The organism is Streptomyces sp. NPDC005435 (assembly GCF_040703155.1).
GTDB lineage: Bacteria > Actinomycetota > Actinomycetes > Streptomycetales > Streptomycetaceae > Streptomyces.
In genome coordinates this window covers 166,829-179,275 of sequence record NZ_JBEXEQ010000001.1, presented here as the reverse complement: position 1 = coordinate 179,275, position 12,447 = coordinate 166,829, and the positions used below count along the sequence as shown (strand labels likewise).

General features: G+C 73.4%; 12 protein-coding genes. 8 read left to right on the top strand and 4 right to left on the bottom strand.

All coding sequences use genetic code 11. The annotated features are described in order from the left end of the window. Positions 1-37: 37 nt before the first annotated feature. A complete protein-coding gene (locus AB0898_RS00830; protein ID WP_366800651.1) occupies positions 38-1,423 on the bottom strand; it encodes an aspartate aminotransferase family protein in 1,386 nt (461 codons plus the stop codon). Between the two features lie 315 nt (positions 1,424-1,738). Here AB0898_RS00830 and AB0898_RS00825 point away from each other — a divergent pair, with 315 nt between their 5' ends. Further along, a complete protein-coding gene (locus tag AB0898_RS00825; protein ID WP_366800650.1) occupies positions 1,739-2,290 on the top strand; it encodes a hypothetical protein in 552 nt (183 codons plus the stop codon). On the opposite strand, the gene AB0898_RS00820 is transcribed toward AB0898_RS00825, so the two are convergent. Both AB0898_RS00820 and AB0898_RS00815 read right to left on the bottom strand, forming a co-directional pair. Then, positions 2,262-3,494, bottom strand: coding sequence for a tyrosine-protein phosphatase (locus tag AB0898_RS00820; RefSeq protein ID WP_366800649.1), 1,233 nt, complete (start codon positions 3,492-3,494; stop codon positions 2,262-2,264). The genes AB0898_RS00825 and AB0898_RS00820 overlap by 29 nt on opposite strands. A 75-nt stretch (positions 3,495-3,569) precedes the next feature. After that, complete coding sequence (locus AB0898_RS00815) at positions 3,570-4,301, bottom strand: SLATT domain-containing protein (RefSeq protein WP_366800648.1); 732 nt, start codon at positions 4,299-4,301, stop codon at positions 3,570-3,572. Between the two features lie 233 nt (positions 4,302-4,534). Here AB0898_RS00815 and AB0898_RS00810 point away from each other — a divergent pair, with 233 nt between their 5' ends. From AB0898_RS00810 to AB0898_RS00780, 7 genes are all read left to right on the top strand, one after another. Continuing rightward, positions 4,535-4,876: a YbaB/EbfC family nucleoid-associated protein gene (locus AB0898_RS00810; RefSeq protein ID WP_366800647.1), complete on the top strand. Its 342-nt coding sequence runs from the start codon at positions 4,535-4,537 to the stop codon at positions 4,874-4,876. A gap of 51 nt (positions 4,877-4,927) precedes the next feature. Continuing rightward, a complete protein-coding gene (gene recR / locus AB0898_RS00805; protein WP_366800646.1) occupies positions 4,928-5,527 on the top strand; it encodes a recombination mediator RecR in 600 nt (199 codons plus the stop codon). Beyond that, a complete protein-coding gene (locus tag AB0898_RS00800) occupies positions 5,520-6,182 on the top strand; it encodes a DUF5063 domain-containing protein (protein WP_366800645.1) in 663 nt (220 codons plus the stop codon). Before recR ends, AB0898_RS00800 begins: the two co-directional genes overlap by 8 nt. Before the next feature lie 198 nt (positions 6,183-6,380). Further along, complete coding sequence (locus tag AB0898_RS00795; RefSeq protein ID WP_366800643.1) at positions 6,381-7,658, top strand: aspartate kinase; 1,278 nt, start codon at positions 6,381-6,383, stop codon at positions 7,656-7,658. After that, positions 7,658-8,716, top strand: coding sequence for an aspartate-semialdehyde dehydrogenase (locus tag AB0898_RS00790; protein WP_366800642.1), 1,059 nt, complete (start codon positions 7,658-7,660; stop codon positions 8,714-8,716). Before AB0898_RS00795 ends, AB0898_RS00790 begins: the two co-directional genes overlap by 1 nt. A gap of 340 nt (positions 8,717-9,056) precedes the next feature. Beyond that, complete coding sequence (locus AB0898_RS00785; RefSeq protein WP_407078268.1) at positions 9,057-9,761, top strand: SigE family RNA polymerase sigma factor; 705 nt, start codon at positions 9,057-9,059, stop codon at positions 9,759-9,761. A gap of 212 nt (positions 9,762-9,973) precedes the next feature. Beyond that, positions 9,974-11,578: a hypothetical protein gene (locus AB0898_RS00780; RefSeq protein WP_366800641.1), complete on the top strand. Its 1,605-nt coding sequence runs from the start codon at positions 9,974-9,976 to the stop codon at positions 11,576-11,578. On the opposite strand, the gene AB0898_RS00775 is transcribed toward AB0898_RS00780, so the two are convergent. Further along, on the bottom strand, positions 11,551-12,363 hold the full coding sequence (locus AB0898_RS00775) for an SURF1 family protein (protein WP_366800640.1): 813 nt from the start codon (positions 12,361-12,363) through the stop codon (positions 11,551-11,553). The two genes, AB0898_RS00780 and AB0898_RS00775, sit on opposite strands and share 28 nt — an antisense overlap. Positions 12,364-12,447 lie beyond the last annotated feature (84 nt).

The following is a 12,447-nucleotide window of genomic DNA, read 5'->3' as shown; positions in this document are numbered from 1 at the left end:
GGGGCACCGTAGCGCGGCCGGTGCCCCGGGGTGGGGGTCAGGCCAGGAAGCCGTCCGCTGTCGTCAGGGCCGCGTCCAGCGCTGCCAGGCCCTCCTTCAGTTCTGCCTCGGTGATGTTGAGGGGCGGGACGACGTGGGTGCGGTTCATGTTGACGAAGGGCCACAGGCCGTGCTGCTTGGCGGTGGTGGCGAAGGCGGCCATGGGGGTGTTGTCGGCGCCGGCGGCGTTGTAGGGGACCAGGGGTTCGCGGGTGTCGGGGTCGCGGACCAGGTCGAGGGCCCAGAACATGCCCGTACCGCGCACCTCGCCCACGCTCGGGTGCCGTTCGGCCAGTGCGGCCAGGCCGGGGCGCAGGACCGTGTCGCCGAGGCGCCTGGCGTTGTCGACGATGCCCTCCTCCGCCATCACGTCGATCGTGGCGACGGCGGCCGCGCAGGCCAGCGGGTGGCCGGAGTAGGTCAGGCCGCCGGGGTAGGGGCGGGTGGCGAAGGTGTCCGCGATCTCCGGGGAGATGGCGACGCCGCCGAGCGGGACGTACCCCGAGTTCACGCCCTTGGCGAAGGTCATCAGGTCGGGGACGACGCCGAAGAGGTCCGCCGCGAACCACTCGCCGGTACGGCCGAACCCGGCCATCACCTCGTCCAGGACGAAGACGATGCCGTGGCGGTCGCAGATCTCGCGCACCCCGGCGAGGTACCCCGGCGGCGGGACCATGATCCCGGCCGTCCCCGGGATCGTCTCCAGGATCACCGCGGCGATCGTGCCGGGCCCCTCGAAGGCGATCGTCGTCTCCAGGTGCTCAAGCGCCCGCGCGCACTCCTGTTCCTCCGTCTCCGCGTAGAAACGGGAGCGGTAGAGGAACGGCGCCCAGAAGTGGACGACGCCCGCCGTGCCGCTGTCGGAGGGCCAGCGGCGCGGGTCGCCGGTGAGGTTGACCGCCTGCTGGGTGCCGCCGTGGTACGAGCGGTACGCCGAGAGCACCTTCGGGCGCCCGGTGTGCAGCCGGGCCATACGGATCGCGTGCTCGACCGCGTCGGCGCCCGCGTTGGTGAAGAAGATCTTGTCCAGGTCGCCGGGGGTGCGCTCCGCGATCAGCCGGGCCGCCTCCGAGCGGGCCTCGATCGCGAACGCGGGCGCGAACGTCGTCATCCTCGCCGCCTGCTCCTGGATCGCGGCGACGACCCTCGGGTGCTGGTAGCCGATGTTCGTGAAGACGAGCCCGCTGGTGAAGTCCAGGTAGCGCCTGCCGTCGTAGTCCCAGAAGTACGAGCCTTCGGCGCCCGCCACGGCGAGCGGGTCGATCAGCTCCTGCGCGGACCAGGAGTGGAAGACGTGGGCCCGGTCGGCGGCCTTCACGGCGCGGCCGGTGGCGGGGTCGGGGGTCGCGTGCGGCTGTGGCTGTGCCTGCGGCTGTGACGTCATGCCGGGGAGGGTATGCGGCGCGGGGGGCCGTACGACATCGGCGGGCTGCCTGCCGGGTGCCCGCGACGCGCGACAGACTGTCGGTTTTGCGGCCGCCGCCCGCGACCACGCCCCCGGTCCGGGCCGCCCCACTATTCTCGGAATCAGCGCATGTGCGGGGGATGTCCCGCCGGCGCCTGGGCCGCGCGTACGGGGGTGCGCGCCTTGGGGGAGGGCGGGGCTGTCGTGGATCGGTGGGGGCCGGAGGAGTCGCGGGAGCGGCCGTCGGAGCGGGCGTCGGGACCGGCACCAGGACCGGTCGAACCCTCGGACGAGGTGCAGCACGGAGCCGTGGGTGACGGCGACCAATGGCCGGCCGCCGCCGGTGGCGGCCAGGGACCGTACGGCCACCCCCAGGCCCATTCCTACGGCCCGCCCGCCCCGCCCGCACCACCCCGGCGCGGCGCCCCCTCCACCGTCCTGCTCGTCGTCGTGGCCCTGGTGGTCGCCCTCGGCGCGGGCGGCTCCGTCTACGCCCTGCTCCAGGAGGGCAGGCCCACGGCAGCCCCGCCGGTGGACGCGGAGCCGGAGGAGTCCGTACCCGCCGCCTACGTCGGCACCTGGCTGGCCGGCGCCCACCGGCTGACCCTCACCGAGGGCCGGGTCGGCGACACCCTCCTGACCCTGGTGACGGAGACCCCGGCCCACGAGTGCGTCGCGACGGCCCGGCTGACGGCGGTGACCCCGGGCTCCCTGCGCTTCGCCGCCCCCGCGACGCACCTCCCGACCTGCGCCTCGGGCCCCCCGGCCACCCTCACCCTGCTCCCCGGCGGCCAACTGACCGGCGGAGGGCTGACGTTCAGACGAGCCGCTTCTCCAGCAGGGTGACCGCGTACGGGCTGCCGAGGCCGCCGTCCTTCGCGGACTGCTCGCCCACCACCTCGTACCCGGCCGCCTCGTAGTACTGCCGCAGGCGGGCGTTGTCCGCGAGGCAGTCCAGCCGGCACAGGGTCCGGCCCGCGGCGGCGATACGGCGCTCCGCCTCGGCAAGGAGGAGGCGGCCGGTGCCCGGGGGCGCGGTGCGGCGGTCGGTCATCAGGCGGTGCACATAACCGGCGGTGGGCGGCTGCGGTCCCCAGGCCGCCGGGTCGTCCCACCACAGCTCCCAGGCGCCCGCGACCGGCCCGCCGGGGCCCAGCGTGGCGAGCCAGACCTCGCCGTCCGCGAGCCGCGCCCGGAAGTGGTCCTCGCCGAGCCCGCCCGGCTTCCACTGGTCGATGCCCCGCCCGATCTGCCAGCGGGCGGCGTCGTCCCGGAGCCGTACCAGCGTGGGCAGGTCGCGCTCGTCCGCGCGCCGGAAGTCCAGGCCGGTCAGGAGGGCGCGGCGCAGGGCGGCCACGAGGTCGTCGTCCACGCCGAGCAGGTCGCGGGCGTAGGCGCGGACGGAGCCGTGCTCGGCGGTCAGCTTGTCGAGGAAGAGGCGCATCACCTCGGCGGGGGCACGGTGGTGGCCCGGCCAGGTCGCCACCGTGCCGGGGTTGTCGGCCCGCCAGTCGGCGATCAGCCGCTCGGTGGCGAGCTCGGTGAGCGTGAAGTCCGCGACGATCTCCGCCTCGGGGACGCCCAGCAGGGCCAGGACGAGCGCGGCCAGCAGTCCGGTGCGGTCCTTGCCGGACGCGCAGTGGAACACCACAGGGCCTTCGGCGGCCGCGATCACCTCAAGGGCCCGGCGCAGCTCGGCGACCCCGTCGTACGCCACCTCCAGATACTTCCCGGCGAGGAACGGCCCCGTCTCCACCTCCGGGCCCTGCCCGGGCTGGTCGTAGGGGCGGTGCTCGACGCTGAGGTGGTGGTACGCGAGCGACGGGTGCTCGGGGACGCGCCCCCGCGCCTCGATCTCGAACGGATAGCGCAGGTCGATCACCGTGCCGACGCCCAGCGCGAGGAACCGCTCCCAGTCCGCGCCGGCCAGCTTGCCCAGCGAGTCGGAGCGGAACAGCCGTCCCCAGCGCACCACTTGACCGTCCCCGGCCGAATAGCCGCCCAGGTCACGGAAGTTGTGCAGCCGATCGAATCGTATGTGTCTGTCCACGAGCGGGCACTCTACGGCCGCCGGCCCCGGTTCGGCCGAGGGCCCGCGCGGACGTCACCGGGGCTCCGGCGGACGTCACCGGGGCTCCGGCGGCCGCTGCCGGGGCATGTTCGGGCGGGCGGCCGGGTGGGGGGAGTGCAGCGGGCGGGGCGCGGGGACGGCGGAGTCCGGGCGGGGCAGCCGGGGGGTGGTGTGCGGGGTCAGCGGGGAGGGGGCGGCGCGGAACTCGGACATCCAGTCGGCCGTCTCCGCGCGGACCAGGTCCGAGACGTCCTCGGAGAAGCGCCGCAGCACCGAGAGACAGCGCTCCGCCGCCTCGCTCGCCGTGCCCTCCGCCGGGCCCAGCACCTCGCGGACGCATTCCGAGGCCCACTCGAACTGCAGGGTCCGCAGGCGCCGTTCGACCGCCTGGGCCGTCGCGACGGAGCGCATCCAGCCGGAGGAGACGCCGAAGTAGCGGTCCAGGCCCGTGCAGGCGAGGGCCAGCACGAACGCCACGTACCCCCAGGGGGCCGCGCCCGGGACCGCGTGCGTCAGGTCCAGCAGGGGCAGTACGGCACCCGTCGCCACCCCGGCCGTCGTGCCGAGCCGCAGCAGCCGGGCCGTACGGCGGCGCCACAGGCGGTCGCGGAGGTACCACGCCGCCGTGCGCAGCGCGCCGTCCTCCACCCAGCGGTACAGCTCGTCCAGCCGCTCCGCCGGTTCCCCCCAGTCGCCCAGCGGGAACGCCCGGCCCGTCAGGTCGGCCGTGCCCCCGCCCCGGCCGTCCTGCGGCGGACCCTCGGGCTGCATCTCCGCCTGACCCACCCGGCACTCCCTACTGAAACCGACCCACTCCATGACGCGCGCGCCACCCTTCCTACCGCCCAATGGGTGGCCAAGTGGTGGCTTTCCCGGGCAATCCGCCCGTAAGAGGGCCTTGATCAGGTATACGGTCGGGGTCGTTCTCACTCGAAAGAGTGGCGGGGCGAGGGCCGCCCGGAGCACGTAGGCTCGTGCCAGAGCGGCGTACGCGGCGCCGGTACGGACAGGAGCTGATCGTGATTCCCGGTGGTGGCCAGCCCAACATGCAGCAGTTGCTCCAGCAGGCCCAGAAGATGCAGCAGGACCTCCAGCGGGCCCAGGAGGAGCTGGCGGCCACGGAGGTCGACGGCCAGGCGGGCGGCGGCCTGGTGCGGGCCACCGTGACCGGCTCCGGTGAACTGCGCTCGCTGAAGATCGACCCGAAGGCGGTCGACCCCGAGGACACCGACACCCTCGCCGATCTGATCGTCGCCGCCGTGCAGGCGGCCAACGAGAACGCGCAGACCCTCCAGCAGCAGAAGCTCGGCCCGCTGGCCCAGGGCCTGGGCGGCGGCGGGATCCCCGGTCTGCCGTTCTGACGCCGGGGCAACTACCGTACGTACCGAAAGGTCTCCAGGAAAGGCAGTCCGTTGTACGAAGGCGTGGTCCAGGACCTCATCGACGAGCTGGGGCGGCTGCCCGGCGTCGGTCCCAAGAGCGCGCAGCGGATCGCCTTCCATGTGCTCCAGGCCGAGCCGACGGACGTCAAGCGGCTCGCCCAGGCGCTCCTGGAGGTCAAGGCCAAGGTCCGGTTCTGCGCGGCCTGCGGCAACGTGGCACAGGAGGAGCTGTGCGGCATCTGCCGCGACCCGCGCCGTGACCCCTCGGTCATCTGCGTGGTCGAGGAGCCCAAGGACGTGGTCGCCGTCGAGCGCACCCGGGAGTTCCGGGGCACGTACCACGTCCTCGGCGGCGCCATCAGCCCCATCGAGGGCGTCGGCCCGGACGACCTGCGCATCAGGGAACTCCTGGCCCGGCTCGCGGACGGCACGGTCACCGAGCTGATCCTCGCCACGGACCCCAATCTCGAAGGCGAGGCCACGGCGACGTACCTCGCCCGCATGATCAAGCCCATGGGTCTGAAGGTCACCCGCCTGGCCAGCGGCCTGCCGGTCGGCGGTGACCTGGAATACGCGGACGAGGTGACCCTCGGCCGCGCCTTCGAGGGGAGACGACTCCTAGATGTCTGACGCCACGCTGCACGCCACGACGCAGAACCCGGACGACTTCGCGGTCCAGATCGCCGACCAGGTGGAGAGCTTCCTGGTCGCCGTCACCGAGGTGGCGAAGGGGGACGAGCCCGGCTCGACGGTCCCCTTCCTGCTCCTGGAGGTCTCCCAGCTGCTGCTGGCGGGCGGCAGGCTCGGCGCGCACGAGGACTTCGTGCCCGACGAGCGCTACGAGCCCGACCCCGGCCCCGAGCCGGACGTCGACGAGCTGCGCGAGAACCTCGCCCGGCTGCTGGAGCCGGTCGACGTCTACTCCGAGGTCTTCGACCCGTACGCGCCCAGCAAGGCACCCGTGCCGGCCCGTATTTCGGACGACATCGCGGACCTCATCACCGACCTGCGCCACGGCATGGCCCACTACCGCGCGGGCCGCACCACCGAGGCGCTGTGGTGGTGGCAGTTCTCCTACTTCTCCAACTGGGGGCCCACCGCCTCCGCCGTGCTGCGTGCCCTCCAGTCCGTCCTCATCCACGTCCGCCTGGACCAGCCCCTGGAGGAGCTGGACGGTCTCGACACCGACCAGGAGTCCATGGACGAGGAGGTCCTGGAGATCGAGGCGGGGCGGGTCATGGCGGAGGAGATCGGGACCCCGCTCGGCATCCGGCAGGGCGGCTGACGCGGCCGGACGGCTGCCGCCGGGGCGGCCGCCGGAGTGCCCTCCGGGCTGTGACGCGAGGCACGTTCCGCGTGAGGGCCGGTGGGCTGGGCAGGTTCGGGACCGGGCGGACGATGTCTCACCATGCGGGAGCGCGGTGGCCGATTTCGGACGCTCGATAGACTGAGCCGACACAAACGAACCGAGCGAGGAGCGCACGTGGGCCTTGTCGTGCAGAAGTACGGAGGCTCCTCCGTAGCCGATGCCGAGGGCATCAAGCGCGTCGCCAAGCGGATCGTGGAAGCGAAGAAGAACGGCAACCAGGTGGTTGTCGTCGTTTCCGCGATGGGCGACACGACGGACGAGCTGATCGATCTCGCCGAGCAGGTGTCTCCGATGCCTGCCGGACGTGAATTCGACATGCTGCTGACCGCCGGAGAGCGTATCTCCATGGCCCTGCTGGCGATGGCGATCAAAAACCTGGGCCACGAGGCCCAGTCGTTCACCGGCAGCCAGGCAGGCGTCATCACCGACTCGGTCCACAACAAAGCCCGGATCATCGACGTCACGCCCGGCCGCATCCGCACCGCGCTCGACGAGGGCAACATCGCGATCGTCGCCGGGTTCCAGGGCGTCAGCCAGGACAAGAAGGACATCACCACGCTGGGGCGCGGCGGGTCCGACACCACGGCCGTGGCGCTGGCCGCCGCCCTCGACGCCGAGGTCTGCGAGATCTACACCGACGTGGACGGCGTGTTCACCGCCGACCCGCGCGTGGTGAAGAAGGCCCGCAAGATCGACTGGATTTCCTTCGAGGACATGCTGGAGCTGGCCGCGTCCGGCTCCAAGGTGCTGCTCCACCGCTGCGTGGAGTACGCCCGCCGGTACAACATCCCGATCCACGTCCGCTCCTCCTTCAGCGGGCTGCGCGGCACGTGGGTCAGCAGCGAGCCGACCGAGCAAGGGGTACAGCAGGTGGAGCAGGCCATCATCTCCGGTGTCGCGCACGACACCTCCGAGGCCAAGATCACGGTCGTCGGCGTGCCGGACAAGCCGGGCGAGGCCGCCGCCATCTTCCGCACCATCGCGGACGCCGAGATCAACATCGACATGGTGGTGCAGAACGTGTCGGCCGCCTCCACGGGCCTGACCGACATCTCCTTCACCCTGCCGAAGACCGAGGGCCGCAAGGCCATCGACGCCCTGGAGAAGAACCGCCCCGGCATCGGCTTCGACTCCCTGCGCTACGACGACCAGATTGGCAAGATCTCCCTCGTCGGCGCCGGGATGAAGACCAACCCGGGCGTCACCGCCGCCTTCTTCGAGGCGCTGAGCGACGCGGGCGTCAACATCGAGCTGATCTCCACCTCCGAGATCCGCATCTCGGTCGTCACCCGCGCCGACGACGTGACCGAGGCCGTGCGCGCCGTGCACACCGCCTTCGGCCTGGACTCCGACAGCGACGAGGCCGTGGTCTACGGAGGCACCGGCCGCTGATGACCACGGGCCTCACCCGCCCCGCCCTCGCGGTCGTGGGGGCGACCGGCGCGGTAGGGGCCGTCCTGCTCCAGATCCTGTCCCACCGCGCCGACGTGTGGGGCGAGATCCGGCTGCTCGCCTCCCCGCGCTCGGCCGGCCGCAAGCTGACCGTGCGCGGGGCGGAGACCGAGGTCGGCGCGCTCACCGAGGACGCCTTCGACGGGATCGACGTGGCGCTGTTCGCCGTGCCCGACGAGGTCGCGGGTGAGTGGGCGCCGCTCGCCGCCGCGCGCGGCGCGGTCGTCGTGGACACCTCCGGCGCCTTCCGGGGCGATCCCGAGGTGCCGCTCGTCGTCCCCGAGATCAACCCGCACGCCGTACGCAACCGGCCGCGCGGCATCGTGGCGAGCCCGGGCGGTACGACCCTGTCGATGATCGTCGCCCTCGGCGCGCTGCACGCCGAGTACGGCCTGCGCGAGCTGGTCGTCTCCTCGTACCAGGCCGTCAGCGGGGCCGGGCGGGCCGGGGTCGAGACCCTGCGCGCCCAGCTGTCCCTGGTCGCCGGTACGGAACTGGGCGGCGCCCCCGGTGACGTACGGCGCGCGGCGGGCGAGCTGACCGGGCCGTTCCCGGAGCCGGTCGCGCTCAACGTGGTGCCCTGGGCCGGGTCGCTCGGCGCGGACGGCTGGTCCACCGAGGAGCTGGGGGTGCGGGAGGAGTCCCGCAGGATTCTCGGGCTGGCGGACCTCCCGGTCGCGGTGACCTGTGTCCGCGTCCCCGTCGTCACCGTCCACTCCGCGACCGTCCACGCCCGCTTCCAGGACGAGGTCACGGTCGACGGCGCCCGCGAGATCCTCGCGACCGCGCCCGGTGTGGTGCTGTGCGACGACCCCGAGGCGGGTGAATTCCCCACCCCGGCGGACGTGGTGGGCACCGACCCCACCTGGGTCGGGCGGGTACGGCGCGCCCTGGACGACCCCACCGCGCTCGAACTGTTCGTCTGCGGCGACAACTTGCGCAAGGGGGCCGCGCTCAACACCGCGCAGATCGCGGAGCTGGTCGCCGGGAATCTGTAGGAATGGTGGGAGAACCCTGTGGATTCCGTAGGATTATTTTAAGAAATGTGGCCGGAACCATGGTCCAATCCACTTGAACCCCGGCTCCACGACAACAGAGGATTTCCTTCCCGCCCTCCGCAACCGCGTGAGGGCGGCAAGCGTCTTTGCGGGCACCCGCGTGGGGCCGGGGACGCGGAGATCTCGGCGCGGAGCGCCGTGATCGGGGGCGGGTGACGCCCGTTCGACGAGGACACAGGGGAAGAGCGGGACGCATGGCGGCACTTGAGGAACCGTCGGTCGTCGCACATGTGACGCCCGGCACGTACAACCCTTGTGGGGGTGCGCGTGTCCAACTGGCGTGGCAGAGGTACTCGAATTCGCCCCCATGCTCTTCGAGCAGGGCGTATCCCCAACGGCAGGCGGCGCCGCGGCGCTCCGTCCGCCCCGCGCCGTCCTCCGGCCGCGCGCGCTCGGCGACATGCCGGTGATCGCGCCGATGCCCACGGGACGGCAGACCCGCATACCCGGCCAGCGCGACGGCTCCGAGGACCAGACGGCCGACGCGGCCGCCGGTACGACCGTCGACCATCTCACCGAGACCTACCGCGCGCACTACCGTTCGCTGCTGGGGCTCGCGGCGCTGCTGCTCGACGACACCGCCTCTTGCGAGGATGTCGTGCAGGAGGCGTTCATCCGCGTTCACTCGGCGCGCAAACGTGTGCGTGACCCCGAGAAGACCCTCGCCTATCTCCGGCAGACGGTCGTCAACCTCTCCCGGTCCGCCCTGCGCCGGCGCATCCTCGGCCTGAAGCTCCTCTCCAAGCCGATGCCGGACATGGCGAGCGCGGAGGAGGGCGCGTACGACCAGCTGGAGCGCGACTCCCTCATCAAGGCGATGAAGGGTCTCCAGCGACGTCAGCGCGAGGTGCTGGTGCTGCGCTACTTCGCCGACATGACCGAGGCCCAGGTCGCCGAGACGCTCGGCATCTCGCTCGGCTCGGTGAAGGCGTACGGCTCACGGGGCATCGCCGCGCTGCGGGTGTCCATGGGGGCGAAGACATGAGCGGGGACGCTCCGCGCGAGCGGGATCCGCTGCGCGACCCGAGCACCGGCCACGACGACACGCCTACGCACGCTGGGAACGGAACTGTGAAGCACGGCCCCGACGGGGACGGCCGGAAGGCCGGACAGGAACGCGAGACACCTCCGGCGGTTTCGGAGGCTGCGAAGACTCCGGGGGCGGCCGAGGATTCCGGCGCGGCCGAGGAGCCCGGGGTGGCTGAGGGCTCCGAGGCCACCGGGCGCTCCGAGACGGCTGTGGCTGACGAGACCGTCAAGATGCCCACGACTGCGAAGGCACCCTTGGCCGGGAAGGCCCCCGCCCCCGAGGGCGCCGAGCAGCCGACCCGGAAGCTGCCGCAGCAGCCGGGCGAGCAGCCGACCCGGAAGCCGGCCTCGCAGTCCGCCGCCAAGCCTGCCGGGAAGGCCCCCGCCCCCGAGGGCGCCGAGCAGCCGACCCGGAAGCTGCCCCAGCAGCCGGGCGAGCAGCCGACCCGGAAGCCGGCCTCGCAGTCCGCCGCCAAGCCCGCCGGGAAGGCATCCGCCCCCGAGGGCGCCGAGCAGCTGACTCAGAAGCTGCCCCAGCAGGCGGCCGAGCAGCCGACGCGGAAGCCGGACCCGCAGTCGGGCGAGGCGCTGACCCGGAAGCCGGACCCGCAGCCGGACGAGGCGCTGACCCGGAAGCTGACCCCGCAGCCCACCGCCAAGCCCGCCGGGCAGGCACCCGCACCCACACCCGAACCCGGGGACGGGCTCGCCGAGCTCGCCCGGCTCACCGGGCTGGGCGGGGCGCAGGACGTCGAGACCGGGCTCGGTTCCGACGAGCTGGCGCTGCGTCGGCTGCTGCACTCCGCCGTGGACGACCTCGCGCCCCGCGACGGTTCGCTGGACCGGCTGCGGCATGCCGTACCCGCGCGGCGGGCGCGCAAGCGGCAGGCGGCCGTGGGCATGGCGGCGGCCGCGCTGTTCCTCTGCACCGCCGTCCCCGCCCTGGTGCACGTCTCCAACGCGGGCGGCACCGACCCCAACACCGCCATGGCGGGCCAGTCCTCCGACGCCCAGGGCAGCCAGGGCAAGGGCAAGAGCGGCGGCGGCGCCACCGAGGGCACCGGCGGCCAGGCGGGCACCACCGTGGGGCAGCACGGCGACGGCGACGGCAAGGAGAAGCCGGGCAGGAAGCACTCCGGCGGCGACGGCGCCACCGGCGGCACCGGCCCCTCCGCGCCCCTCGCCTCCGGCGCCCCCGTCTGCACGCCCCTCCAGCTCGGCGCGACCGGCGGCACGGACGCCCCCGACTCCTCCGGCGTCGTCTACGGCACCTTCCGCGTGACCAACACCTCCGGTACGGCCTGCACGGTCACCGCCACCGGCGCGGTCGGCGCGGTGGCCCAGGGCGCGGCCGACCCGGCGAAGATCACGGCCGCGGCGCACGTACCCGGCGACGCGGCGGCGGCGCTGCCCGCGCCCGGTCTCGTCGTGTCCACGCTGGTGCTCCAGCCGGGCGCGTCGTACACCGAGAGGTTCGGGTTCGTCCCCTCGGAGACCTGCCCCGTCGAGGGCGGCGCCACCGGCGGTACGGGCGGGGGCGACCCCACGCCCGACCCGAGCCCGAGCGGCGGCCAGGACGGCAGCGCGAGCGGCGGTGCCGAGAACACCGGCACGGAGGGCGTGGCGCCCCAGCTGGTGGCCGACGGCGCCCCGGCCGACGGCAGCGTGCTGGTGACGTACACCGGGGCGGGCGGCGCGCCGGGCGCCTCCGCGACCGTGCCGAACGCGTGCGCGGGGACGGTCTACTACACCGGAATGGTGCCGGAGGCCTGATCCCCGGTCTCGGTGTCCTGCCGCTCGGGCGGCAGGATGCCGAGTTCCGCGTCGCGCACGGCCTCGGCCTCGCGGCGCAGCAGCCGGAACCACATGAAGACCACGAAGCCCGCGAAGACGAACCACTCACCGGTGTAGCCGAGGTTCTGGAACGCCTTCAGGTCGAGCCCGGTCCCGGCGGGCGCGGTGGCGGGGACCGCCTTCATCCCCGCGTCGGCCTTGTCGAGGGTCACCCACGCGTCGTAGAGCCTGTCGGGCACCAGGTTGACCAGCGAGGCCGGGCTGATCGCGCCCGTCTGCCCGGCGGGCAGCCCGCCCTGGGCGCTGACGCCGTTGTCCCCGGGGGTCTCGGGCGCCTGGAGCGCGCCGGTGACGGTGACCTCGCCGGCGGGCGCCTTCGGCGCGGTGCGCGCGTCGGCGTCGCCCGGCAGCCAGCCGCGTACGACGGGCAGGGACTGACCGCTGCCGGTGCGCAGCAGGGTGAGCACGTAGTACCCGTTACGGCCGTCGAGCTGCCGGTCCGGGACCAGCAGCTGCCTGCCGTACCGCCCGCTCGCGGTGACCTTCTCGCCCGAGGTCCGCTTGTCGACGGGCAGCATCGACGCCAGCGGCCGCGCCTTCTCGCCGCTGTCGGAGGCGGCCTGCTCGGTGGCGGCGCGGGAGTCCTGCACCCGCCCCTCGAACCGGCTCAGCTGCCAGGACCCCATGAACACACAGAACGGGACGGCGAGCAGCACGAAGACGTTGATGCCCCACCAGCGGGGTGTCAGCAGAAACCGGTACACACCCCAACGGTACGGCGACCCCCCGCAACGCCCGCGCCGGGGGCCCACGTGCGCCCGAAGCCGACGCGGGATTCCCGGGTCGGG

Bases quoted from the DNA above. Each gene is read 5' to 3' on its own strand.
- AB0898_RS00830 (WP_366800651.1), bottom strand. From the start codon at position 1,423: ATGACGTCACAGCCGCAGGCACAGCCACAGCCGCACGCGACCCCCGAC.
- AB0898_RS00800 (WP_366800645.1), top strand. From the start codon at position 5,520: ATGTCTGACGCCACGCTGCACGCCACGACGCAGAACCCGGACGACTTC.
- AB0898_RS00790 (WP_366800642.1), top strand. From the start codon at position 7,658: ATGACCACGGGCCTCACCCGCCCCGCCCTCGCGGTCGTGGGGGCGACC.